The sequence below is a fragment of the Tessaracoccus pujii genome, from assembly GCF_054483895.1.
In genome coordinates this window covers 1450888-1474919 of sequence record NZ_CM137012.1, presented here as the reverse complement: position 1 = coordinate 1474919, position 24032 = coordinate 1450888, and the positions used below count along the sequence as shown (strand labels likewise).

Sequence of the window (24032 nt, the reverse complement as noted above, 5' to 3'; positions counted from 1 at the left end):
TGTTTCAGGGTTGAGTCAGGGCTCGGGCGACTCCGGTGGGACCTCGGCCGCGCTACCGTGGAGGCGAACATCGCACGTTCCGTGGAAGGACACCCCGTGGCCAGCATTTTCGAACGCATCTCCCTGGTCTTCAAGTCGAAGGCCAACAAGGCTCTCGACAAGTATGAAGACCCCCGCGAAACCCTCGACTACTCGTACCAGAAGCAGCTCGAGCTGCTGCAGAACGTCCGCCGCGGCGTCGCGGATGTCGCCACCAGCCGCAAGCGCGTGGAGCTGCAGGCCACGAAGATGAGCCAGGAGGTGTCGCGGCTGCAGTCGGCCGCGCAGCGCGCCCTGGAATCCAACCGTGAGGACCTCGCCCGCGAGGCGCTGACCCGCAAGGCCGGTCTGCAGACCCAGCTCGACGAGCTGCAGACCCAGCACGCCCAGCTCCAGGGCGAGGAGGAGAAGCTGGTTCGCGCCAGCTCCCGCCTGCAGGCGAAGGTGGACGCGTTCCGCACCCGCAAGGAGACCATCAAGGCCACCTACTCGGCGGCCGAGGCGCAGACGCGCATCAACGAGGCGTTCACCGGCATCTCGGAGGAGATGGGCGACGTCGGCCTCGCCATCCAACGTGCCGAGGACAAGACCCTGCAGCTGCAGGCGCGGGCGTCCGCCGTCGACGAGCTTCTCGCGTCCGGTGCGCTCGAGGACCCCACCGGCACCGTGAAGGACGACATCACGCGCGAGCTGGACGCTCTGGCGTCCGACTCCACCGTCGAGAGCGAGCTGGCGGCCATGAAGGCCCAGCTCACCGGCGGACCCGCCGCGCGCGCGGAGCTCTCCGCCCCCGCCGAGGGCGCCACCGCCCCGGCCGGCGCTGAGGCGCAGCAGGCCGCCTCCCAGGAGGCGCCGGGTCAGGGGTCGCAGGCATGATCGTGAGGATCATGGGCCAGGGCCAGTGGGTCCTGGAGCCCGAGCACCTGATGGAGCTCAACGAACTGGACCGGGCCCTGGAGGAGCGGGTGGACGCGGGCGACGAGCCGGGCATGCTCCTGGCGCTCCAGCAACTCGTGGAGGGCGTGCGTACCCGCGGCATCGAGGTGCCGGAGGACGTGCTGGCGGAGTCGGACCTGGTCCTCCCGGACGTGGACGTCACCCTGGAGGAGATGCGCGCGCTGCTCGAGGAGATCAGCGAGTACTACGGCCTCATCCCCGATGCCGATGACGAACTCCACGAGGGCGACCCGGAGGCCACCGAACTTTGAGAGTCGTCGTCGCCTCCGACGCCCTGGCCGGGCTGAGCGCGGCTCATGCGTCGGAGACCATCGCGCATGCCTTCGCCGAGCGCGGGGCGCAGGTGGTCGTCGTGCCCCTGGGCGTGTCCGGTGCGGCGCTGCGCGAGGCGGTGGGTGTCGCGGCTGCCGGCGCCACCCTCGCCTCACCCGCGGATGCCGCCGAGCTGGGCCGCGTGCTGGCGCAGGCACAGGGTGACCTCGTGGTCGATCTGACCGGCTGCCACGTCGCGGACCTGGGGCGGGAGGTGCTCGACGCGTTCGACGAGCACCCCCTTCCGGCGCTGAGGGCCGCGAAGGAGTCGTGGGCCGGGCGTCGGCTCGTGGCGCTCGTCGACGAGGGGCAGCCCGAACGGCCGCTGACCGGGCTCACGGGCCTGGCCGCGACGGAGGGTCGCGAGCGCGGGGCGGATCTCGGCGCGGTGCTCGCGGCGGACTCGGTCGCGGGGCGGTGGGCGGCGCACCTGGGCCTCGCCTCCGTGCCCGGCGCCGGCGCCGCCGGGGGAGCGGGCCTGCTGATCCAGGCGATGGGCGGCGTGGTGACGGACCCGCTCACCTACCTGGAGGAGAGCTACGGCCTGGCCGGCACGCTGGCGCAGGCCGACGTGGTGGTCACCGGTGCAGATTCGCTGGACTTCCACTCCGTCGGCGGGCCGGTGGTCAAGCGCGTGGTGACCCTGGCCGGCGAGGCGCTGCGCCCTGCGATCGCCATCGTCGGCCACAACTTCGTCTCCGCCCGCGAGCTCCGCCTCGCAGGACTGGAGGCCGCCTACCCGATCCTCCCCGGAGCAGAGGGCGCCCCGACCCCCGAGCAGCTGGCCGACGCGGCCGCCAGGGTGGCGATCACCTGGTCCTGGTGACCGGCGTTCGCCGTCGGCTCAGCCCAGGGATGGGGTTTCCGGCAGAAGCAACGTAGAATCGACACACACCCGAACACCACGAACGACTTGGAGCCAAGCGTGACCGATACCCAGATCCAGACCGGCGTCGTCCTCACCGACGTCGCCGTGCAGAAGGTCCGCGCCCTGCTGGACGCTGAGGGCCGCACAGACCTCTCGCTGCGGATCGCAGTGCAGCCGGGCGGTTGCTCCGGCCTGCGGTACCAGCTCTACTTCGACGACCGTGAGCTCGACGGCGACGTCACTACCAACTACGACGGCGTGCTCGTCGTGACGGACAAGATGAGCTCCCCGTACCTCGGTGGCGCCAGCATCGATTTCGTCGACACCATCGAGAAGCAGGGCTTCACGATCGACAACCCCAACGCGCAGGGCTCCTGCGCCTGTGGGGACTCGTTCCACTGAGTTTCGCCCAAACTTCCTATCGTAGGCCACCCCCGCGGAGACATCTCCGCGGGGGTGGCCTTTTGCGTTAAGGTAGGCGCCAACAGTGGTGTCCTGTGGTCCTGCGCGGATTCTCACGGGGCTGTTGGTCTACGGAAGGGCAACTTGTGAGTGGCAATCCTGCGCCATTGCGTCGGCGATCGGCTCGTGCAGCCTTGCTCGTCGGAGCCTCGGTGTCGCTGCTGGGACTGACGGCGTGTTCCGGCCAGGGGGCCCGCTTCGGTCTTCCCGAGGCGGCCACCGAGCAGGCGCCGATCATGGGCAACGTGTGGGTGGGCGCCTGGATCGCCTCCCTCGTCATCGGCGTGCTCGTGTGGGGGCTCATCGGATGGGCCGTCATCCGCTACCGCCGCAAGGACCAGGACAACATCGACGCCCCTGCGCCGCGCCAGACCACCTACCACCTGCCGCTGGAGCTGCTCTACACGCTCGTGCCGTTCCTCATCATCGGGGTGCTGTTCTTCTACACGGTCAAGGCGTCCGACGCGGTGCTCCAGACCTCGGATGATCCGGACGTCACCATCAACGTGATCGGCCAGAAGTGGTCGTGGACCTTCAACTACATGGAGGCGGACAACCCGGACATCGGCACTGACGCCCACGAGACTGGCACGCTGGAGAAGATCCCGGATCTGTACCTCCCCGTGGACAAGACCGTGCGGTTCAACCTGCAGTCCGCAGACGTCATCCACTCGTTCTGGGTGCCGGCCTTCTACTTCAAGATGGACGTCATCCCCGGCAACCCCAACTCGTTCGAGGTCACGCCCAACAGGCTCGGCACCTACGACGGCAAGTGCGCCGAGCTCTGCGGCGAGTACCACTCGTTGATGCTGTTCAAGCTCCACGTGGTATCCGAAGAGGAGTACGCGGAGAAGATCCAGGAGCTGGCCGCCTCGGGCAACGCCGGCGAGAAGAAGCTGCAGGAGGCCTTGCAGGCCGTTCTGCCCACGGAAGCCCCGGAGGAGGACAAGTGAGCAGCGCCACCGTCACGGAACGCACCTCGCTCCAGCAGGAGGCCCTGGTCGAGCCGCACCGGCTTGGCAAGACCATGATGAAGTACCTGACGACGACGGACCACAAGGTCATCGGCAACATGTACTTCGTCACAGCGTTCGGCTTCTTCATGTTCGGCGGCATCCTGGCGCTGTTCATCCGCGCCGAGCTCGCCGCGCCGGGAATGCAGTTCGTCAACTACGAGACGTTCAACCAGTTCTTCACCATGCACGGCACGATCATGCTGCTGATGTTCGCCACGCCTATGTTCGCGGGCTTCGCCAACGCCATCCTGCCGCTGCAGCTCGGGGCGCCGGACGTCGCGTTCCCGCGCATGAACGGCTTCTCGTTCTGGCTGTATCTGTTCGGCTCGCTGATGGCCTCGGCCGGCTTCCTCAGCCCCGACGGCGCCGCCAGCTTCGGCTGGTTCGCCTACGCACCGCTGTCGAACGCCATCCACTCGCCCGGCGTCGGGCACGACCTCTGGCTCATGGGCCTCTACCTCCTCGGCCTGTCCACCATCCTGGGCGCGGTGAACTTCATCACCACGATCATCACCATGCGCGCCCCGGGGCTCACCATGTTCCGGATGCCGATCTTCTGCTGGAACATCCTGGTCACGTCGCTGATGGTGCTCATCGCGTTCCCGGTGCTGGCGGCCGGGCTGCTGGTGCTCGAGGCGGACCGCGTCCTCGGCTCCCACGTGTTCGACCCGGCCTCGGGCGGCCCCGTCCTGTGGCAGCACCTGTTCTGGTTCTTCGGCCACCCCGAGGTCTACATCATCGCGCTGCCGTTCTTCGGCATCATCACCGAGGTGCTGAGCGCATTCAGCCGCAAGCCGGTGTTCGGCTACTACGGCCTGGTGTTCGCCACGCTGTCCATCGGCGCGCTGTCGGTGTCGGTGTGGGCGCACCACATGTTCGTCACCGGCTCGGTGAACCTGCCGTTCTTCTCGTTCATGACGTTCATGATCGCGGTGCCCACCGGGGTGAAGTTCTTCAACTGGATCGGCACCATGTGGCGAGGATCGTTGACGCTCAACACGTCGATGATGTTCGCCATCGGGTTCCTCACCACGTTCCTGTTCGGCGGCCTCACCGGCATCATCCTCGCGGCGCCGGCGCTGGACTTCCAGGTGTCGGACACCTACTTCGTCGTGGCGCACTTCCACTACGTGCTGTTCGGCACCGTGGTGTTCGCGATGTTCGCCGGCTTCTACTACTGGTGGCCGAAGTTCACCGGCAAGATGCTCAACGAGACGTGGGGCATGGTGCACTTCTGGACGCTGTTCGTCGGCTTCCACACCACCTTCCTGGTGCAGCACTGGCTGGGCGTCGAAGGCATGCAGCGCCGCATTGCGGATTACGGCGCATGGGAGGGCTTCACGTTCCTCAACCAGCTGTCGACGTTCGGCGCGTTCCTGCTCGGCGTCTCGATGCTGCCGTTCCTGTGGAACGTGTGGATCACCCGCAAGGCACCGCTGGTGGGCGTCAACGACCCGTGGGGCTGGGGCCGCTCGCTGGAGTGGGCCACGTCCTGCCCGCCGCCGCGGCACAACTTCGACTCGCTGCCCCGCATCCGCTCCATCAGCCCCGCGCTGGACATGTCGCGTCCGGAGCTCGTGGAGCACGCGGACCTGCACGCCAATGACCCGGGCGAGCTGCTCGACAGGGTCGACCCCATCGTCGAGCCGGAAGGTGCCAAGCAGTGAAGCCCGAGAAGTACGTCTTCTGGTTCATCTTCGTGTTCTTCGCGGTGGTGACGCCCATCTACTGGTTCATGGCGCGTGAGATCGCCGGCACGTTCGTGCTGGGCTTCTCAGGCCTCCTGGGCCTCATGATCGCGGGCTACCTCACCCTCACGGCGCGCCGGTTCGACCCGCGCCCGGAGGATCGGGAGGATGCGGAGGTCATCGAGGGCGCCGGCACCATCGGCTTCTTCGCCCCGAAGAGCGTCTGGCCGTTCTGGGCGGCCGCCACGGTGGCGATCATCTTCCTCGGCCCGGCGCTGTCGCAGCCGTGGATCAGCCTCGTGGGCTTCGGCATCGGCATCTGGTCGGCCAGCGGCTGGATCCTCGAGTTCTACCGAGGCGACTACAAGCACTGAGTGATGCCACAAGGAAGGCCCGCCCCGGTGGGGCGGGCCTTCGCATCTCGCTGGAGGGGCAGCTTGCGCGGCCGGGAGCGATCTAGGAGTAGCAGGGGCAATCGGGCGGGGTCGATCCCACACTGAATACGCCAGTGGCCTTAGTGTGCGGGTAGTTGTCAGGAGCGGCGTGTTGCCACGTGAGCTCGACGTATCCATCGAAGACTTTGTTGGCCGAGTTCGTGGAGAGGAACACGAAGGTGATGGTCTCAGTGTCCCCAGCCGCGATCGTGTAGTCCTCTCCCGGAAGCTTCTTCCACGTGTAGGGACCGGCCGGGCAGTCGGCCCCGCTGGTGCAGAACATCTCTGCATTCGTGATGTAGATCGTCTTATCGTCGTTGTTCGTGACCTCGTAGGTCAGCGCGTAGCCAAACTTGAAGGTTGCGCAGCTGCCTCCTGGTGACTTGCAGGCCGACACAAACTTCATGGTCGGCGCCGGACCGGAGACGGCGAAGGCCGGGGCCGTGGACGCGATGGCGACGGCGGGCACCGACCAGGCGATGCCCTTGGCCACGGTGCGACGATTGATGGGTGCGGCTGAGTCAAAAGCCATAGTGGTTCTCCCCCTTGGGTCCGGCACGTGAGCGCCGAGGCGTACGGACACGTTCACTCTAACACCACTACGGGGCGCGCGAGAATAGCGTCCCGACGGCGAATGTTACAACCTGGGGACAAGCTCATGGCCGATGGTGAGGATCCTTGTCGGCCGGAAGTTAGCCCACAGGCGCTCACCAGCTCTGGTCGAGCGGGCGGCCCTCCTCGTAGCCGGAGCCGGACTGGACGCCCACAACGGCGCGCTCGGTGAACTCCGCCAGGCTCCGCGCCCCGGCGTAAGTGCACGAGGACCGCACCCCGGAGGTGATCCAGTCGATGAGATCCTCCACGCCCGGGCGCCGTGGGTCCAGGTACATCCGCGACGACGAGATGCCTTCCTCGAACATCGCGGCGCGCGCCCGGTCGAAGGCCGACTGCTCGCGCGTGCGCTGCCGCACCGCGCGGGCCGACGCCATGCCGAACGACTCCTTGTAGACGCGACCCTGGTTGTCGACGATCTGGTCCCCCGTGGACTCGTGCGTCCCGGCGAACCAGGAGCCGATCATCACGGACCCCGCGCCCGCGGCGAGCGCGAGGGCCACGTCGCGGGGGTGTCGGACGCCGCCGTCGGCCCAGACGGACTTCCCGCGCTCCTTCGCCGCCTCCGCGCACTCCAGCACCGCGGAGAACTGCGGCCGCCCCACGCCGGTCTGCATGCGGGTGGTGCACATGGCACCCGGCCCCACGCCCACCTTGAGGATGTCGGCGCCGGCGTCGATGAGGTCGTCGCAGCCCTCCGTCGTCACCACGTTGCCGGCGACGATGAGTACACGTCGGCCGGTCTCGGCCGCGAACGCGTCGCGCGCCTCCCGGGCGAGGCTGAGCGCGGAGATCATCTTCTCCTGGTGCCCGTGGGCGGTGTCCATCACGATGACGTCGGCCCGACCCTCCAAGGCGGCCCGGACCTTGGCCCGGATGTCGCCGTTGATCCCCACCGCGACACCCGCGCGCAGCCGTCCCTCGTGGTCGACGGCGGGGGAGTAGATCGCCGAGCGCAGGGCGCCCTTGGGCGTCATGAGCCCCACGAGCCGCTCGTCCGCGTCGACTGCCACCGCCACCTTCTGATGCTGCTCGCTCAACGCGGCGAACACGTCGGCCGGCGTCGCGTCGGCGGACACGCGGGTGACGTCACTGGTCATGACGTCCTTGGCCTGGGCGAAGCGGTCGGAGTCGACGGTGTCCAGCGGGGTCACCAGGCCCACGACGCGTCGGTCCCTGTCGACCACGACGGCCACCCCGTGCGCGCGCTTGCCGATGAGGCCGAGCGTCTCGCCGACGGTCGTGGTGGGGGAGACGGTGACGGCGGTGTCGAAGACGGGGTGCGCGGCCTTGACCTTGTCGATGGACCTGGCCACCACGTCGCCCGGGATGTCCTGCGGGAAGATCGCCAGCCCGCCGCGGCGCGCCATGGTCTCGGCCATTCGTCGCCCGGAGACGGCGGTCATGTTCGCCGCGACCAGGGGTGTGGGCGTGGCCAGCCCGTCGGTGGAGGTGAGATCCACGTCGAGCCGTGAGCTGACCCCCGAGCGGGAGGGGACCATGAAGACGTCGCTGTAGGTCAGGTCGTAGCTGGGGTCACCGTGTAGGAATCGCACGAGGGGCGAGTCTACCCTTCAGGCGAGGCCCGAGGGCGGCCGCACACCGCACCGCGACCCCCCGCCGCCCCCCGCGACCCCCCGCCGCCCCCCGCGACCCCCCTCCGCGACCCCCGCGACCCCCCGCGACCCCCATTCGTGCACGACACGCCGACGAAGAACCTGCCGACGACCGCATGTGGCTCCGGGGGTGCCAAAGGACGGTCATTGGTGCCGCCGCAGTCGGAGAATTGAGGACGGCAGAGCGGGCGCCGGGTAGCGTGGAGTCCACGTCGACCAAGGAGTGGACATGAGCAACACCGAGGCCTCGCCGCAGATGCTGGACTGCGAGCACCACAACCACCCGCCCGCCGAGGTCCAACGGCTCGCGCCGAAGCTCGTCAGCCTGGGCGAGGGCCCCGACGCGATGACGGTCCGACGAACCCTCCCGCAGCTCGAGCGCTCCTTCGTCGGCGCCTGGTGCTTCGCCGACCACTACGGCCCCAACCTCGTCGAGGCCACCGGCGGCATGGACGTGGCCCCGCATCCGCACACCTCGCTCCAGACCGTCAGCTGGCTGTTCGACGGCGAGATCGAGCACCGCGACTCCGGCGGCGTCCACGACCTCGTCCGCCCCGGCGAGGTCAACCTGATGACGTCAGGCTTCGGCATCGCCCACTCCGAGGTGACGACGGCGCAGACCGAGTACCTGCACGGCGTGCAGCTGTGGGTGGTCCTGCCCGAGCACGCCAAGGACATGGAGCGCGGCTTCCAGCATCACCGTCCCGACCCCGTCGAGATCCCGGGTGGCACCGCGCGCGTCATGGTGGGCAGCATCGCCGGCGCGACGTCGCCCATCGTCACCGAGACCGGCCTCCTCGGCGTCGAGGTGATCCTCCGGGCCGGCGCCGAGTGGGAGTTCGACGTGGACCCGGGCTTCGAGCACGGTGCGCTCGTGGACATCGGCGCCGTCGAGATGGACGGCGTGCTGATCGACAAGGACGCCATGGGCGTCCGCGACGCCGGCCTCGACCACCTGCGCCTCCGCAACCCCACGGACAAGGACGCCCGCCTCATGCTGCTCGGCGGCGAGCCGTTCGAGGAGGGGATCGTGATGTGGTGGAACTTCATCGGCCGCAGCCACGAGGAGATCGTCGAGCTCCGAGCGGCGTGGCAGGCCGGCGACGACCGCTTCGGCGGTGTCCGCGGCTACCAGGGAGCGACGCAGCGGCTCGAGGCGCCCCCGATTCCGACGGCGAGGCTCAAGCCGCGCTTCCGCCGTCGACGCTGACCCCGACCGGAAGCGCGGAGGGCGCCGTCTGCTCGACGACGCCCTCCAGCTCTGCAACCCCCGCGAGCCTAGTGGTGCAGGCCCGCCCGTTCGGGGCCGTGACCCGTGCTGTGACGCGGGCCCTCCACCCCGCTGCCGTCGAGCGAGGCGCCGTCGAGCTCCGGGCCGTGATCGTCCAGCCCGTTCAACTCGTGCTCATGAGCCGCATGCGCACCGTGGTGGGACGCCGCCTCAAGCTCCGCGACGCTCGGCTTGGCGATGTCGTGCCCGAGGTACCACCGCGACAGTCGGGCCCGCAGCTTCGACACCCCGCCCGTCTTCCGACGGACGCCTGCGGCGTCGTTCTCGGACCCTGTCTCCAGGACGCGGTGCTGCAGGTGCTGCGTGAGCGTGAACTGCTCGTCGACGCTGAGGGGCACGTGTGCCTCGGAGTAGCCGCCGCCGGGGGAGCGGACGATGACGCCGTCCTCGGAGCCGTGCAGCGCCCGCTCACGGTCCGCCCGCTGCAGGCTGAGCGCGATCCGCTTGGTGATGATGAACGCCACGACCGGGGCGACGAACACCGCGACCCTCGTGAACTGCGTGATCACGTTGAGGTCCAGCGCGAAGCGCGTGGCGATGATGTCGTTGCCGCCCGCGATCCAGAACATGCCGTACCAGGTCATGCCCGCCACGCCGAGGGCGGTGCGCGTGGGCGCGTTGCGCGGCCTGTCGAGCAGGTGGTGTTCGCGCTTGTCCCCGGTGATCCACGCCTCGATGAACGGCCACAGGCCGAGCCCGGTGAACAGGACGCCCATCAGGCCGACGCCGGGCAGGAACACGCTCCACGTCCAGGTGGTGCCCCAGAAGCTGGACTCCAGCGCGGGCATGATGCGGATGGCGCCCTCGACCCAGCCCATGTACCAGTCGGGCTGGGAGCCTGCCGTGACCTTCGCCGGGTCGTAGGGGCCGTACAGCCACACCGGGTTGATCTGGAACAGCCCGCCCATGAGGACGAGGAACCCGAACACGATGAAGAAGAAGCCGCCGGCCTTGGCTGCGTAGACGGGGAACAGCGGGTAGCCGACGACGTTGTTCTCGCTGCGTCCGGGGCCGGGGTACTGCGTGTGCTTGTGGTACACCACGAGCGCCAGGTGCGCCGAGATCAGGCCGAGCAGGATGCCCGGCACCAGCAGGATGTGCACCATGTAGAGGCGCGGGATGAGGATGTCGCCCGGGAATTCGCCACCGAAGACGAAGAACTCCGCCCACGTCCCGATGATGGGGATGGATCTGATCAGCCCGTCGACGAACCTCAGGCCCGTGCCGGACAGCAGGTCGTCAGGCAGCGAGTAGCCGGCGAAGCCCGCGATCAGCGACAACGACAGCAGGCCGACGCCGATCAGCCAGTTCACCTCGCGCGGCTTGCGGAACGCGCCGGTGAAGAACACGCGCAGCATGTGCACGGTGGCCGCGGCCACGAACAGAAGCGCCGCCCAGTGGTGGATCTGGCGCACCAGCAGGCCGCCGCGCACGTCGAAGGAGATGTCCAGCGTGGACGCGAACGCCTCCGACACCGGCATGCCCTTGAGGAGCTGGTAGGAGCCGTCGTACTCGATCTCCGCCATCGACGGCTTGAACCAGATGGTGAGGAACACGCCGGTGATCAGCAGCACGATGAAGGAGTACAGCGCGATCTCGCCGAGCAGGAAGGACCAGTGGTCCGGGAACACCTTGCGCAGCCCCGCGCGGCCGATCTTCGCCAGGCCGATGCGGTCGTCGGCCCACTTCACGGCCCCGGGCATCTGCGGGTTGGTGGCCGGCGCGACCTGGGGCTCAACCGTCGGCGACGACGGCGCGACACTCGTGGGCTTGGCCATCACGCGTCACCTTCCTTGAAGTCCTGGCTCGAGTCACGCTCGAAGTAGCTCGGGCCGACGGGGACCGTGAAGTCTCCCTGAGCCACGAGGTAGCCGTCGCTGTTGACCCGGATGGCCAGCTGCGGCAGCGAACGGGCCGCGGGCCCGAACACCACGACGCCGCTGTCACCCAGGTCGAACGTCGACTGGTGGCACGGGCACAGCAGGTGGTGCGTCTGGCGCTCCCACAGCGAGATGGGGCAGCCCACGTGGGTGCAGATCTTGGAGTAGGCGAGGATGCCGGACACGTGCCAGTCCTTGCGCGATTCGGGGATCTTGATGGAGTTGGGGTCCATCCGCACGAGGATGACGGCGGCCTTGGCCTTGGCCTGGTGGGCCTCCACGCCGTGGAGTTCGCGGAGGTTGGCGGGCTGGGCGTTGACCAGCTGACCCACCTCCAGCATCTCCGGGCGGATGGGCAGCCAGTTCTCGTCGTTGAGGATGAGAACGTCCTCCGCCCAGATGGTCCGCTCGACGGTCTCCTCGCGCAGCCCCTTGACGGGGTGGGGGCCCATGTCCGCCAGCAGGATGACGGCGGGCACCAGGGAGATGCCGACGGCGCCGCCGAACGCGCCGAGGAGGAGCTTGCGACGGCGCACCGCGGACTGCTCCACGCCGTCGTTCCACAGCTCCATCACCGCCGTGCGGTCCTCCTCAGTGGAGGACGCGGCGTGGCGCATCTCGACCGACTCCTCGTCGCCCATCAGCACGCGCGCCCACTGGATCACCGCGACCCCGATGAGCACGGCCGCGAGGCCGCCGGTGAGCCCGAAGCCCACGTTCTGGGCGTTGGCCTGGAGGATGCCGAAGTCGAGGTACATGTCGCGGGGCACCGCGAAGTAGATCACGACGAACGCGATCGCCAGCACCGGCACCGCGGCCAGCATCAGCAGGATGGCCGCGTACGCGCGGTTGCCCGCGCCCTTGTCGACGTCCGTGTAGCGGGGGAGGTGCTCCTCGAGGCCGGGGTTGGCGACGCTGTGCCCAAGGTCGGCGTCGCGCACCGGCAGATTGTCGTGGCTCATCGGGCCCGGGCCCCCTTCTTCGCGATCCAGGTGGCCACCAGCGCGAGTCCGCCGATGCCGAGCACGAAGGCCCACAGGCCCTCGGACACGGGGCCGGCGTCACCCATGGTCAGGCCGCCGTAGTTGGGCTGTTCGTGGACCTCTTCGAGGTACCCGACGATCTCCTTGACGCTCTGGTCCGGCATGACGTCCTTGGAGAACGAGGGCATCTGCTGGGGGCCGGTGCGCATGGCTTCGTAGATGTGGACCGCGCTGGTCTCCACCAGGGAGGGGGCGTACTTGCCGTTGGGCATCGCGCCGCCGCCGCCGACGACGCCGTGGCAGGCGGAGCAGTTGGCGCGGAAGAGGGCGCCGCCGCGGGCGATCTCCTCCTCGGTGAGGCCCTCGGGCGAGTACTGGCTCTCCGCCGGGATGGCGGGGCCGGCGCCGAGGGTGGCCACGTACGCCGCGACCGCCTCGATCTGCTCCTGCGAGTAGTTGACCTGCCGGGCGGGCAGCTGCGCCTGCTCGCGGGCGGCCGGCATGCGGCCGGTGCCCATCTGGAAGTCCACCGATGCCGCGCCGACGCCGATCAGCGACGGCCCCTGCGTGGTGCCCTCACCGCCCAGGCCGTGGCACGACGAGCAGGTGAAGTCGAACAGGGCCTTGCCCTCTTCGATCTGTTGGGTCATCTCGGTCTCCGCTGAGGACCGCTGCGGGCTGACGACGCTGTAGCTGAGGCCGACGACGAGGAGGGCCAAGATCAGCAGCAGTGGCCGCGCCGCCGTATGCCGCCGGAGGTTGGTCAGAAACTTCACGGTGTGTGTCTCCAGGTCTTCTGAGCTAGCGGAGGAAGTAGAGAACGCCGAAGAGCAGGATCCAGATGACGTCGACGAAGTGCCAGTAGTAGGACACGACGTGGGCGCCGACGGTCTGCTCGTGGGTGTGGGTGCGGGTCATGTAGCTACGCGCCAGGACGAACCAGAAGGCGATGATGCCGCCCAGCACGTGGAGGCCGTGGAATCCGGTGGCGAGGAAGAACACGGACCAGTACTGGTTGGTGGAGATGAACAGGCCCTCGTTGAACAGGGTGAAGTACTCCCACACCTGGCCGGCGACGAAGACGGAGCCCAGGATGGCGGTGATGATGAACGCCTCACGCATGCCCCACCGCAGCGGGTTGAGCCACGGGCCCGACGCGCGCCCGGCCTCGGCGGCGTTGGCGCCCAGCTGGGCGGTGATCGACGACGTCACCAGGATTGCCGTGTTGATCGACGCGAAGGTGATGTCCAGGTGCTCGGTGTTGATGGCCCACAGCGACTCGACGCCCGCGGCGGCCGCAGCGTCGTTGGTGATGCTGCGGATCCAGAAGTAGGCGGCGAACAGGGCCGCGAAGAACATCAGCTCGCTGGCCAGCCAGACGATCACGCCGACGGCGACAGTGTCGGGCCGGCCGTAGGGCTTGTTCAGCCGCGCCGAGGGGATCTGATGGACTGCGCCCGTCGGCAGCTGCGCCGGCGCGGTGAGGGTGTCATGATTCGTCGCCACGGGGTCATTATTGCGGTAAAACCCGTTGAGGTCACGCCAGTGACCGGATTAGGCCCACCCCCCTGTGAACGGCCGGATGCCCCGTGCCATAATCCGCGCATGTTTCCCCGGGCTCTGGCCGTACTTCCGCTGCACGCCAAGCCCGACGACGACATCATCCCGCTCGAGGGCGCGCGCTACGTCACGGCCTGGGAATTCCCGCTGTACGCCGTGCTCGCGCTGCTCATCGTCGGGGGCCTGTACGTGTGGGGGGTGCGGACGCTGCACCGCCGCGGGGACCGGTGGCCGGTCTCGCGCACCGTGTCGTTCCTCGGCCTGGGGCTGGGCAGCGTCGCGGTGGCCACGTTCAGCTTCCTCGGCGTCTACGACACGGTGCTGTTCTGGGCCCACATGATCCAGCACATGCTGCTCAACATGATCGCGCCGGTGTTCCTCGTGGCCGGGGCGCCCGCCACCCTGGCGCTCCGCGCGCTTCCGAAGCGTCCCCGGGCGTGGCTGCTGGCGGTGCTGCACTCGACGGTGGCGAAGGTGCTGCTGTTCCCGCCGCTCACCACCGGGCTGATGGTGGCCAGCCCGTTCGCGCTGTACATGTCCGGCTGGTACGAGCTGACGCTGCGCAGTGACTTCTGGCACGACTCGCTGCACTTCTATCTGGTCACCGTGGGCTGCCTGTTCTTCTTCCCGCTGCTGGGTGTGGACCCGGTGCCGATCAAGATGCCCTACCCCATCCGGATCCTGCTGTTCCTGCTCACCATGCCGTTCCACGCGTTCCTGGGGGTGACGATCATGGGGTCGACGCAGCTGATCGCGGAGGAGTGGTACCTGGCGTTCGAGCGGTCGTGGGGCCTGTCGCCGATGGAGGACCAGTCCTGGGCGGGCGGCCTGATGTGGGCCACGGGCGACATCACGATGTTCGCGGCGATGAGCACGATCTTCATCCAGTGGATCAAGGACTCGAAGAGGGAGGCCACGCGGATGGACCGGGCGCTGGACCGGGAGGAGGCCCAGCGCGCCAGGCGGGCCGGTCTTGGCTACGATGACGGCAAGGACAACGCGAAGGAAGACCCAAGATGAGCGAAGCTACCGTCAAGGTGCTGGTTTTCTCCGACGACCGCACCGTGCGCGAGCAGGTCCGGCTGACGTTGGGCAGTCGCGTCGCCAGCGACCTGCCGCAGATCGAGGTGCTGGAGGTGGCCACGCAGGGCGCGCTGTTGCGCACGCTGGACGCGGGCACGGACTACGCGGTGATGATCTTCGACGGCAATGCCCAGCCCTCCGGCGGTTTCGGCCTGGCCCACCAGGTGAAGGAGGAGTACGCCGACTGCCCGCCGGTGATGCTGCTCGTCTCCCGCGAGGCCGACGCATGGCTGGCCTCCTGGTCGCGCGCCGAGGCCGTGGCGCCCTTCCCGATCGACCCTGTCACCATGCCGGTGCAGGCCGCCAATCTCATCCGCGCCCGCCTGGCGCAGGTGGGCTGATGTCGGGCTACACCTGGCCGGACATCCTCACCGGCCTGGTGCGCAGCGAGGGGCTTGAAGCCACCGCCGCCACCTGGGCCCTCAACGAAATCCTCGCGGGGCGCGCCTCGGACGTTCAGATCGCGGCGCTGCTCACCGCGCTGCGCGCCAAGGGCGAGTCCGAGGACGAGATCGCCGGGCTTGCGGATGCGATGCTGGCCAACGCGCTGCCGATCGCCCTGGATCCCGACGCGGTGGACATCGTCGGCACCGGCGGCGACCGCGCCAACACGGTCAACATCTCGACGATGGCCGCCATTGTCGCGGCGGGCGCGGGCGCGAAGGTGGTCAAGCACGGCTCCCGGGCGGCGTCGTCGATGTCCGGCACGGCGGACACCCTCGAGGCGCTGGGCGTGAAGATCGACGTGGAGCCAGCCAAGCAGGCCGGCATCCTCGACGAGGTGGGCCTGGTGTTCCTCTTCGCGCAGCTGTACCACCCGGCCATGAAGAACGTGGCAGGGGTGCGGAAGGCGCTGGGCATCCAGACCACCTTCAACTTCCTCGGCCCCCTGGCCAACCCGGCCCGCCCCCGGGCGATGGCGCTGGGCGTGGCCAACGACGACGTGGCCCCGGTCATCGCACGCGTGCTCGCAGAGCGTGGCACGCGGGGCATGGTGTTCCGCGGCTTCGACGGGCTGGACGAGCTGACCACGACGTCGGAGTCGGACGTGTGGATGATCTCCGAGGGGCGGGTGCACCGCACGGTGCTCGACCCGGAGGACCTGGGCCTTGAGCCCGCGGCCCCGCACGACCTCCACGGCGGCGACCCGGCCCACAACGCGCAGGTGGCGCGCGACATGCTGGCCGGCCAAGCCGGCCCGGTCCGAGACATCGTCGTCCTCAACGCCGCGGCCGCGCTCCTCGCCTACCGGGGGATTTCGACGGTCCTGCCGCTGGTGGACCAGATGCGCGAGCCGCTGCGCGCGGCCAATGAAGCCATCGACACCGGCGCGGCAGCCTCGACGCTGGACCGCTGGGTCGAGGCCACCAACCGCTGACGGCACCCGGGGCAGGTCTGCGCCGCGCTGGGGTTGTCAACCAGTCGAGTCATCTCATCACCCAAGCCGCGACAATCGGTCCCAGCCACAACGCCGGCCCGTACGGGAAGTGCTTCGGACGATCCTCATCCCGCCGCGCCCACAGCGCATGCCCGACGGCGTGCACAGCGCCCAGGGCGGTGCCGAAGAACAGCGCCGCCGTCCACATCGACACCCCCGACTGACCGGCCACCGCACCGATCAGCAGCGCCAGCCGAACGTCGCCGAAGCCGAGTCCGGGGGAGAGGTACCACGCCAGGTACAGCAGCCCGAACGCCGCCACCGCCCCGACGACGGCGCCCACGGCCGCCCGGATGTCCAGCACCGCCAGCCCCACCAGTCCCAGCCCCATCGCCGCGACACCCACGTAGTGCAGCTGTTTCGGCAGGAATGTGGTCCGGAGGTCGACGTAGGCCAGGGGGGCGCCGATCCCGAGGTACGGCACCCACAGCCACCACAGCTCCGTCGGCAGTACCCAGAGCGCCAGGGCCGCCAGGAACGCCCCGGCCGTCACCCCCGCAACGCTCCATGCGTTGACCAGCGTGGCAAAGTCCGGCGCCTCGTCGTCGTCCAGCACGCGCACCCGTGGCACCGCGAGCGCCATGACGACGGCGGCCACCACCGCGACCACCCCGGCAGCCACCCACACCATGCCCCGACCCTAGCCCCTGCCCGGTCCTCCTTGATGGCCAAGGTCGTGCCAGGCGTCCTGCGGTGAGGATCTGCAAAGTGCCAGCACACAAGGCTGCAAAGTGTAAGCGTAGAGCGCTGCAAAGTGTAAGCTTTCCCACGATCCAACCCCGGTTGATAGGAGGCGAGATGGATTACCTTCCCCGGATCGTCGACACGCTCCTATCGGCCCGCCTGGCATCCTCGGGTGCGGTCCTGATCGAGGGGCCCAAGGCATGTGGCAAGACCCGCACAGCCCAGCGGGCGTCCGCCAGCGCGGTTTACCTCGACGTCGATGAGGCTGCCCTTCGTGCGCTGGAAGTCGATCCCGCCTTGGTGCTGTCAGGTGCCGCCCCACGCCTCATCGATGAGTGGCAGCTGGATGGCACTCGTGTCTGGAACTTCGTGCGTGCTGAGGTGGACAAGCGTGGCGCACCTGGACAGTTCGTCCTGACCGGTTCGGCGGTGCCCAGCGATGATGTGCGCCGGCATTCCGGCGCTGGGCGATTCGCGCGGCTGGTCATGCGCCCGCTGTCCCTCTTCGAGTCGGGGGAGTCCACTGGGGTGTTGTCCCTCGAGGCCATGCTTGCTGGCGATCGCCCCACTTCGCCAGCTGATGCCACGACCCCCCAGCGGACAGCAGAACTGGTGGTTCGAGGCGGCTGGCCGTTGAACCTCGGTTTGTCGACGCGTGATGCAGCTGCGGCAAACCGTGACTACCTGCGCACAGTCGCAGAGGTCGACCTCCCACGGATTTCGGGGCCTCGCCGAGACCCTGTGCGGGTCATGCGATTCATTCAGGCACTGGCCCGAAACACGGCGATGGAGCACAACGTGACCAGGTTGGCCACAGAGGCTGAAGGCCTCGACGCCACAGTCTCGCGGCTCTCGGCCCATGAGTATCAGGATGCACTCACCAGGCTCATGCTCCTTGAGGTACAGCCGGCATGGGCGACGCACCTGAGATCTCGGGCGCGACTGCGGGGGAGGCCGCGAACCCATCTCGTAGACCCCTCTCTCGCTGCGGCGGCCCTGGAAGCCAGCCCGACGAAACTCGTGCGAGATCTCAACACCTTCGGACTACTTTTCGAGTCGCTGGCGGTCCGGGACGCTCGTGTCTACGCTGATGCCCTCGATGGTTCGGTCTACCACTACCGTGACTCCGATGGGCTGGAGGTGGACCTGATCATCGCGACCCGGGACGGGACCTGGGGCGCGTTCGAGGTCAAGCTGGGGCCGGGACAGGTGGACCGAGCGGCGTCTTCTCTGCTGAAATTCGCGGCCAAAGTCGACACCGACAAGAGCGGTGCCCCGGCCGTCCTCGGGGTGATCACCGCGAGTGGCTACGGCTACACCAGGCCCGACGGAGTGATGGTGATCCCGATCGGTGCCTTCGGGCCGTGATCCCAGGCGCGCTCGGGGGCAAGGCGCAGGGGCGTACCGGGCTCGCGCCTCGGGTCCAGTGCCAGCCGCCTATCCTGTCCCAATGCCGCGACACTTGAGCCCAGCGGAAGCCAGACGACTCGCCATCTCCGCGCAGGGCCTAGCCGCGCCACGCCCGACGACGCCCACCACCGCGTCCATCAACCGGGCGATCGCACGTATGGGCGTCCTCCAGCTCGACACCGTCAACGTCTTCGAGCGCTCCCACTACCTCCCGCTGCTCGCGCGCCTCGGGCCGTATCCGAAGGCCGCCCTCGACGCCCTCCTCCACCACGACACCCCCGCCACACCGCGCCTCGGCCGCTACACCGAGTACCTGGCCCACGAGGCCACCGTCATCCCCGTCTCGGACTGGCCGCTGTGGCACTGGCATCGCGTCGCCCCGAAGCGCCCGGGCTTCCAGAACTGGGCCACCGAGAACAAGGAGCTGATTGCCGACGTCCTGGCCGAGTTCGCCGACCGAGGCCCGCTGCGCATCCGCGACCTCGACCATCCCCAGAACGTCTCCCTCGGCGGCGGCTGGTGGAACAAGAACGACGTGCACTGGGCAGCGCAGTACCTGTTCCGCACCGGCGATCTGGTCACCGTCGGCCGCCAACGCTTCGAGCGCGTCCTCGCCCCCGCCACCGCCGTCCTCCCACCCGAAACCCTCGAACCCATGCCCAAGCAGGACGCCGTCCGCGAGCTCGTCCGTCGCGCCGCCGTCGCGCATGGGGTCGCCACCCTCGACGACCTGGCCGACTATCCCCGCCTCAAGATCGCCGACGCGCGCCTCGCCGTCGAGCAGCTCGTGGCCGACGGCGAACTCCAGCCCGTGACCGTCGACGGGTGGGCGAAGGACGCGTGGATGCCGGCCGGCCGGCGCATCCCCAGGCGGGTCCATGCCGACGCGTTACTCAGCCCGTTCGACCCCCTGGTCTGGTACCGCCCCCGCGCGGAGCGGCTGTTCGACTTCCATTACCGCATCTCCATCTACACGCCCAAGGAGCAGCGCGAGCACGGCTACTACGTGCTGCCGGTGCTGCTCGACGACCAGATCGCGGCCCGCATCGACCTCAAGAGCGACCGCAAGGCCGGCATCCTGCGCGTCCAGCACGCCCACGTCGAGCCGACACATGAGGGGAGCGTCGACGACGTGGCGAGGCGCGTTGCCTCCCTGCTGACCGAGGCGGCCGAGTGGCAGGGCCTGTCCGACGTCGCGGTGACCGGCCCCGGCACCCTCGCCCCAGCACTGGCCGGACTCGTCAGCTGAGGGTCGCGAACTTCCCGACGCTGGGCGCGTCGGTCGATGTGCTCGATCTAGGGGCGACCGCATCCTACGGCCGACGGGGGACATGGTCCGGCCGTCGATCCTGGCCCCTCAAGTACAGCTGCATCCGTTTCGTGGGCGAGATCACCGGTTTCCTGGTGACTGGATCGAACGTGACGGTCCACTGGTCCGCGGCGTCGTTGAAGCGCTGCGGCTCTACGACCGCGTGGTGGTGGGCGCAGAGCAAGACCATGTTTCCCAGCGATGTGGGCCCGTCGAGGTACCACGGCACGACGTGGTGGGCCTCGCACGCCGTGTCCGGTGCGGTGCAGTTGGGGAAGGCGCAGCCTCCGTCGCGGATGGAGAGCGCCTTGCGCAGCCCGGCGGGGACGAGCCGCTTCGTCAGGCCGAGGTCCAGCACCTCGGACCGGGCGCCGAGAACCGCGGGCGTGAGGTCCGCGTCGCAGCAGAGCCGGCGCAGGTCCCCAGGCGCGATCTCCGCACCCGACGCCAACACGCCCACCGCCTCTGCGCGCTCCCGCAGGTCCGACTCCTGGATGGTGACGACGATCCGCGGCCGGTCTCCGGCCACCGTCGGCGCCCCGCGATGCTCCTTCATCAAGGTGGCGAACGCGTCCGCCCGGCGCTGCTCGGGGGTGCGGCCCTGATCCGCCGCCGCATGGTCGCGCAGCATCTGCGGGCCGGGGCGCAGCGCCCGGACGTCTGCCAGCCGATCCCGCGCCGCGCGTCGGTCCGCCTGCACGTACGCCTCGACGGCCGCCACGAGCGGCGCGGCGTCCACCGCGGGCAGCGACCCCCGGAACCACACCGACCCGTCGCCGTCGTCGCCGTAGCTGAACGCCCGCTTCGCACGGGCCCGTCGCGCCTGCGCCTCGACGTCCGCCACCCGCTGCTCCGGCGTGGGGACCTGCTCGGGTGCGACCTCCGCCAACACCACCGGCGCCAGCTTCGACAACTCGCGCGGCGTGGTGGAGCCCGCGCGCCCGAGGAACACCTCCTCAGCCCGCACAAGCTGCTCCGGGCTCAGCCCGGCCGGCAGCTGCGACATGCCCTGGGAGATGGCCACCGCATGCGCGGGCGAGACGTCACCGTCCAGCGCGGCCTGCTTCACCTGGGAGTGGGCGGCCACGTCGCGTGCCTGGAACACCTTCGCGGCGGCCTCCTTCGCGTCTCGCTGCTCCGTCACAGCAAGGAACGATGTGAGGGGAGTCCCGGCCGCCCTCATCGATGCCTGCGCCCGGTTGGCCTCGTCGGTGAGCACATGGGCGAGCGTCTCCAGCCGCTCCGACAACCGCCGCGCACGCTGCATCAGCCGGAGCCTGGCCGGGGCGTCGAGCCTCTCGCGCTCAGCGTGGTCCACCAGCGACAGCGCGGATTCCAACGCGCTGAGCGCCTGGTCCGTGGTGAGCCGCTTCTGGAACATGCCTCCATGCTAATCGAACACAAGAGCCATTCCAAGCCCCAGGGGAGACTGTTATCCAATCGTGATAATCGAACGCGTGAGCGGTAACGGGCTGAGGGTGGCCCCGGAGGAAGCGACCACCCGATGGAGGTTTGAGACGCCAAGTTCTGGGTACGAGACAGGTAACCATCTACCCCACAGGAGGAATCATGGGAGCCGACGACAAGATCCGCAACGCCGCTGAGGAAGCGGGCGGCAAGGTCAAGGAAGGCCTCGGCAAGGTCACCGACAACGAGCGCCTCGAAGCCGAGGGCAAGGCCGACCAGACCTCGGCCGATATCAAGCAGGCCGGCGAGAAGGTCAAGGACATCTTCAAGTAGCCAGCCCAGCCCCGACGACGGCGGCCGGTCACCTCAGCAGGTGGCCGGCCGCCGCCACGTCCATCCGCTCGCCGAGGAGGGCCCGCGTCTCGAAGGGGCGAGACCCAACGTCACCCGCCCAGCCGCGACAATGCTCCGACGATGACCCCCAGGTACCCGTCGATCTGCCGAGCCGCGACCCCAGCAGCCTCCGATCCCCGACGGTACGGATCCGCGACCTCGTCGCCCTCCTCGGACGTCCGGTGCCGCCACAGGTGCTCAACCACGGAATCCAACGTCACCTCAGCAGGCAGTTCGCCCAGCACCCGCGCCGCGTGCCCGATGACGAACGCCTTTCGCCCGAGCGCCGGCCACTCGTCGAGGATGTAGCGACGGTGCTCCGCGGCCATGGCCAGGATCAGGTCCGCCTCCTCCACCAGGGAGCGCGTCAGCTGCCGTGCCCGGTGCGCGTCCGCCTCTCCGCGACCCCCGAGCTCCGCGGCCATCGGCGGATCGATCCCCTGCCCGACGAGGGCGCGCGTCCCGGCCGACACGAACACCACCCCCTCCGGAGCCGACGCCCCTGCCGCGACCTCGGCATACGCCGACCGGCAGATGTTCCCCGTGCACACGAACAGCACGGTGTACGGCCGCTCACGCCCAGCACCCCCCGCCATGGCCGCCCCGGACGCCACCGGCACGGCAGCCACAGCCCCAGCCCCGGATGACTCGACGGCGCCCTCACCGGCGACGGCGCCACCGGACCCCGCTGGGCCGCTCTGTCGGGGCAGGTGGTCGATCAGATCCAGCCACGCGTTTCCAGGCCGGAAACCGCTGGCCTTGATCCGTTCGAGGCTGAGCACCCCCTCCTCCACGGCCGTACCGCCTGAATCCCCGACGGCGGTCTGCACCAGCCGCGGATCGGCGCCCATCGCTTGGTAGACGCGCCGGGCCACATCGGCCCAGCTGACCCCACGCGACCGTCGCCGGTCAGGTTGTAGGTGCCGGCCGCGACCCCGGCGTCCAGCAGGTGCGTGATCCCGGCGGCCAGCTGCGTGGCGAACGTCAACCGCCCGCTGCGCTCGCCGTCGACGGTGACCCGCTGACCGTGACGGGCGGAGGTCACCAGGTCGTGCACGAACCCCTCGTCCCGTCCCGCCACCCATCCGGTCCGTACGACGAGGTGGCGCGGCACGCCCGCCGCCACGGTCTCGCCGGCGGCCAGCGCCTGCCCGTGCGCGGTGGCGAGGCTCAGCTGGTGGTTCTCCGGGTGTTCGGGGGCGGGGCGGTCGAAGGGGCAGTCCGAGGACACGTGCACGTATCGCATGCCGTGCCGGCGGGCGAGGTCTGCCAGGCGCTGCGCCCGCCCTGCCGCGACACTCCAGCTCTCCCGCGCCCCCGTCTCGCCGGGGCGCCCGGTGGCGGTGGCTCCGTGGGCGTGGACGAGGGTGTCGTAGGCGGAGGCGTCGACGGCGTCGGGGCCGTCGAGGTCCTCGGCGGAGATCCCGTCAGCGCGGGGGAGCGCGGCCCGCAGGGCGCGGCCCAGGGGGGTGTCGGTGCCCAGCACCAGGGTACGGCGCGGCTCGACGGGTGTGGCGTCGGCGAGGAGGGGGTAGAGGGAGTCGCGGTGGGCAACGATGGCGCGGTCGCTGCTGATGGGCCAGGGGATGTGCAGGGCCGGGTCGAACAGGTTGATCGACGAGTACGTTCTCCGCGCCTGAGCGGACCAGTGGTGGTCCAGCAGGTAGGTGAGCGTGGTGTCGTCCTCGAGCACCTGGTGGCCGTTCGCGACGCCGCGGGGGACGAAGGCCGCGGTGTTGGGGTCGAGGTCCGTCGTGAAGGTGCGGCCGTAGCCCTCCCCGGCCCGCAGGTCCACCCACGCTCCCATGGCGCGGCCGCGCACCACGCTGACCAGGCGGTCCCACGGCTCGGCGAGGAAGCCCCGGGTGATGCCGCGCTGCACCATGTGGGTGACGTTGTGCTGCACGGGCTGGAAATCGGGCAGCCCGAGGGCGGTCATCTTGGCGCGGTGCCAGTTCTCCTTGAACCAGCCGTCGTCGTTGTACTGCACGCCCAGGTGCAGGATCAGCAGACCCGGGATCTCGGTGTGGGTGATGCGAAGCTCGTGCACGGGTCTCCTCTCTGGCCGCTGGGTACTACTGGAGCTGGTCCACAACCTTCTGCGCGATCTCCGCCTGCGCCTCACCGGACAGCGTCTCGCCGTCCCCGGCGCCGGGCTGCCCCACGTTGACGAACGTGCCGTCGACGGCCTCGACGGCGGCGCGGATGGTGCGGCCGTGCAGGGTGAGGAAGTACGGCACGGAGCCCTCCGTGGTGACGGGGGAGATGGCCACCAGCTCCGCATCCGGCAACGCCTGCCGCAGCGCGTCGAAGTACTTGGTCGCCGGGTCGGCGAGGCTGTAATCGCCGTCGGAGGTGCCACCGAACGTGACGACGACATCGGGCTCGGCCTCGGCGATAGCCGGGGATAGTGCGGACGAAGCTCGACGTCGCAGGACCTCGGTGCGGTCAGGTAGCCACGCCGGGGGAGGCGAGGTTGATGACGGTGCCCCAGCCGAGTTCTTCAGCGGCGCTGCCCACCCAGCTGTCCGACCGCTCACCGAGCGAGAAGCACTGTTCAGTCCGGATCCCGGCGAGCTGAGATTCGCGG

Annotated in this window: 25 protein-coding genes; 14 read left to right on the top strand and 11 right to left on the bottom strand. The window is 69.3% G+C overall.

What is annotated here, in order from left to right:
* The first annotated feature begins 96 nt into the window (after positions 1–96).
* From ACX1D0_RS07195 to ctaF, 7 genes are all read left to right on the top strand, one after another.
* Positions 97–915, top strand: a complete 819-nt coding sequence (locus ACX1D0_RS07195) for a PspA/IM30 family protein (RefSeq protein WP_459020193.1) — start codon at positions 97–99, stop codon at positions 913–915.
* Complete coding sequence (pspAA, locus tag ACX1D0_RS07190) at positions 912–1247, top strand: PspA-associated protein PspAA (RefSeq protein WP_459020192.1); 336 nt, start codon at positions 912–914, stop codon at positions 1245–1247. The genes ACX1D0_RS07195 and pspAA overlap by 4 nt, the downstream gene beginning before the upstream one ends.
* Positions 1244–2134, top strand: a complete 891-nt coding sequence (locus tag ACX1D0_RS07185) for a glycerate kinase (RefSeq protein WP_459020191.1) — start codon at positions 1244–1246, stop codon at positions 2132–2134. The genes pspAA and ACX1D0_RS07185 overlap by 4 nt, the downstream gene beginning before the upstream one ends.
* A gap of 99 nt (positions 2135–2233) precedes the next feature.
* The gene (locus ACX1D0_RS07180; RefSeq protein ID WP_527252172.1) at positions 2234–2578 is read left to right on the top strand and encodes a HesB/IscA family protein; all 345 of its coding nucleotides are present in this window, start codon (positions 2234–2236) and stop codon (positions 2576–2578) included.
* Between the two features lie 95 nt (positions 2579–2673).
* On the top strand, positions 2674–3591 hold the full coding sequence (gene ctaC, locus ACX1D0_RS07175; RefSeq protein ID WP_459020190.1) for an aa3-type cytochrome oxidase subunit II: 918 nt from the start codon (positions 2674–2676) through the stop codon (positions 3589–3591).
* 74 nt (positions 3592–3665) lie between these two features.
* Positions 3666–5321 (top strand): aa3-type cytochrome oxidase subunit I, encoded by a 1656-nt coding sequence (gene ctaD / locus ACX1D0_RS07170; RefSeq protein ID WP_459020411.1) that lies wholly within the window; start codon positions 3666–3668, stop codon positions 5319–5321.
* Positions 5318–5716, top strand: a complete 399-nt coding sequence (gene ctaF, locus ACX1D0_RS07165) for a cytochrome c oxidase subunit 4 (RefSeq protein WP_459020189.1) — start codon at positions 5318–5320, stop codon at positions 5714–5716. Before ctaD ends, ctaF begins: the two co-directional genes overlap by 4 nt.
* Positions 5717–5798: 82 nt before the next feature.
* On the opposite strand, the gene ACX1D0_RS07160 is transcribed toward ctaF, so the two are convergent.
* Positions 5799–6269 carry a hypothetical protein gene (locus ACX1D0_RS07160; protein ID WP_459020188.1) on the bottom strand — a complete coding sequence of 157 codons (471 nt, stop codon included), beginning with the start codon at positions 6267–6269 and terminating at the stop codon, positions 5799–5801.
* A gap of 214 nt (positions 6270–6483) precedes the next feature.
* On the bottom strand, positions 6484–7944 hold the full coding sequence (locus ACX1D0_RS07155) for a GuaB1 family IMP dehydrogenase-related protein (protein WP_459020187.1): 1461 nt from the start codon (positions 7942–7944) through the stop codon (positions 6484–6486).
* Between the two features lie 289 nt (positions 7945–8233).
* On the opposite strand from ACX1D0_RS07155, the gene ACX1D0_RS07150 reads away from it, so the two are divergent.
* Positions 8234–9214, top strand: a complete 981-nt coding sequence (locus tag ACX1D0_RS07150) for a pirin family protein (protein WP_459020186.1) — start codon at positions 8234–8236, stop codon at positions 9212–9214.
* A gap of 68 nt (positions 9215–9282) precedes the next feature.
* Here ACX1D0_RS07150 and qcrB read toward each other — a convergent pair whose 3' ends face one another.
* From qcrB to ctaE, 4 genes are read right to left on the bottom strand one after another with little or no spacing between them, the layout of a single operon-like run.
* Positions 9283–11073, bottom strand: a complete 1791-nt coding sequence (qcrB, locus tag ACX1D0_RS07145; protein WP_459020185.1) for a cytochrome bc1 complex cytochrome b subunit — start codon at positions 11071–11073, stop codon at positions 9283–9285.
* A complete protein-coding gene (gene qcrA, locus ACX1D0_RS07140) occupies positions 11073–12137 on the bottom strand; it encodes a cytochrome bc1 complex Rieske iron-sulfur subunit (protein WP_459020184.1) in 1065 nt (354 codons plus the stop codon). Before qcrA ends, qcrB begins: the two co-directional genes overlap by 1 nt.
* Positions 12134–12934: a cytochrome bc1 complex diheme cytochrome c subunit gene (gene qcrC / locus ACX1D0_RS07135; RefSeq protein ID WP_459020183.1), complete on the bottom strand. Its 801-nt coding sequence runs from the start codon at positions 12932–12934 to the stop codon at positions 12134–12136. Before qcrC ends, qcrA begins: the two co-directional genes overlap by 4 nt.
* A 25-nt stretch (positions 12935–12959) precedes the next feature.
* A complete protein-coding gene (gene ctaE, locus ACX1D0_RS07130) occupies positions 12960–13664 on the bottom strand; it encodes an aa3-type cytochrome oxidase subunit III (protein ID WP_459020182.1) in 705 nt (234 codons plus the stop codon).
* A 99-nt stretch (positions 13665–13763) separates the two neighbouring features.
* Between ctaE and ACX1D0_RS07125 the strand changes: the two genes are divergently transcribed.
* Genes ACX1D0_RS07125 through trpD form a run of 3 tightly spaced genes read left to right on the top strand, consistent with a single transcriptional unit; the run spans position 13764 to position 16179 of the window.
* Positions 13764–14738, top strand: coding sequence for a cytochrome c oxidase assembly protein (locus ACX1D0_RS07125; RefSeq protein WP_459020181.1), 975 nt, complete (start codon positions 13764–13766; stop codon positions 14736–14738).
* Positions 14735–15142, top strand: coding sequence for a response regulator (locus tag ACX1D0_RS07120; RefSeq protein ID WP_459020180.1), 408 nt, complete (start codon positions 14735–14737; stop codon positions 15140–15142). The genes ACX1D0_RS07125 and ACX1D0_RS07120 overlap by 4 nt, the downstream gene beginning before the upstream one ends.
* Positions 15142–16179 (top strand): anthranilate phosphoribosyltransferase, encoded by a 1038-nt coding sequence (gene trpD, locus ACX1D0_RS07115; protein ID WP_459020179.1) that lies wholly within the window; start codon positions 15142–15144, stop codon positions 16177–16179. Before ACX1D0_RS07120 ends, trpD begins: the two co-directional genes overlap by 1 nt.
* A 49-nt stretch (positions 16180–16228) precedes the next feature.
* On the opposite strand, the gene ACX1D0_RS07110 is transcribed toward trpD, so the two are convergent.
* Entirely contained in the window at positions 16229–16870 is a 642-nt protein-coding gene (locus ACX1D0_RS07110; protein WP_459020177.1) for a prepilin peptidase, read from the bottom strand.
* Between the two features lie 167 nt (positions 16871–17037).
* Here ACX1D0_RS07110 and ACX1D0_RS07105 point away from each other — a divergent pair, with 167 nt between their 5' ends.
* Together ACX1D0_RS07105 and ACX1D0_RS07100 are read left to right on the top strand one after the other, a co-directional pair.
* Positions 17038–18291, top strand: a complete 1254-nt coding sequence (locus ACX1D0_RS07105) for an ATP-binding protein (RefSeq protein WP_459020176.1) — start codon at positions 17038–17040, stop codon at positions 18289–18291.
* Between the two features lie 82 nt (positions 18292–18373).
* A complete protein-coding gene (locus ACX1D0_RS07100; RefSeq protein ID WP_459020175.1) occupies positions 18374–19582 on the top strand; it encodes a winged helix-turn-helix domain-containing protein in 1209 nt (402 codons plus the stop codon).
* 64 nt (positions 19583–19646) lie between these two features.
* On the opposite strand, the gene ACX1D0_RS07095 is transcribed toward ACX1D0_RS07100, so the two are convergent.
* On the bottom strand, positions 19647–21023 hold the full coding sequence (locus ACX1D0_RS07095; protein WP_459020174.1) for an HNH endonuclease signature motif containing protein: 1377 nt from the start codon (positions 21021–21023) through the stop codon (positions 19647–19649).
* A gap of 188 nt (positions 21024–21211) precedes the next feature.
* Here ACX1D0_RS07095 and ACX1D0_RS07090 point away from each other — a divergent pair, with 188 nt between their 5' ends.
* Positions 21212–21382, top strand: a complete 171-nt coding sequence (locus tag ACX1D0_RS07090; protein WP_459020173.1) for a CsbD family protein — start codon at positions 21212–21214, stop codon at positions 21380–21382.
* Positions 21383–21492: 110 nt separating this feature from the next.
* Here ACX1D0_RS07090 and ACX1D0_RS07085 read toward each other — a convergent pair whose 3' ends face one another.
* From ACX1D0_RS07085 to ACX1D0_RS07075, 3 genes are read right to left on the bottom strand one after another with little or no spacing between them, the layout of a single operon-like run.
* Positions 21493–22224 (bottom strand): arsenate reductase/protein-tyrosine-phosphatase family protein, encoded by a 732-nt coding sequence (locus ACX1D0_RS07085; RefSeq protein ID WP_459020172.1) that lies wholly within the window; start codon positions 22222–22224, stop codon positions 21493–21495.
* The gene (locus ACX1D0_RS07080) at positions 22161–23492 is read right to left on the bottom strand and encodes a dTDP-4-dehydrorhamnose 3,5-epimerase family protein (protein ID WP_459020171.1); all 1332 of its coding nucleotides are present in this window, start codon (positions 23490–23492) and stop codon (positions 22161–22163) included. Before ACX1D0_RS07080 ends, ACX1D0_RS07085 begins: the two co-directional genes overlap by 64 nt.
* A 25-nt stretch (positions 23493–23517) precedes the next feature.
* Entirely contained in the window at positions 23518–23982 is a 465-nt protein-coding gene (locus ACX1D0_RS07075) for an SGNH/GDSL hydrolase family protein (RefSeq protein WP_459020170.1), read from the bottom strand.
* Positions 23983–24032 lie beyond the last annotated feature (50 nt).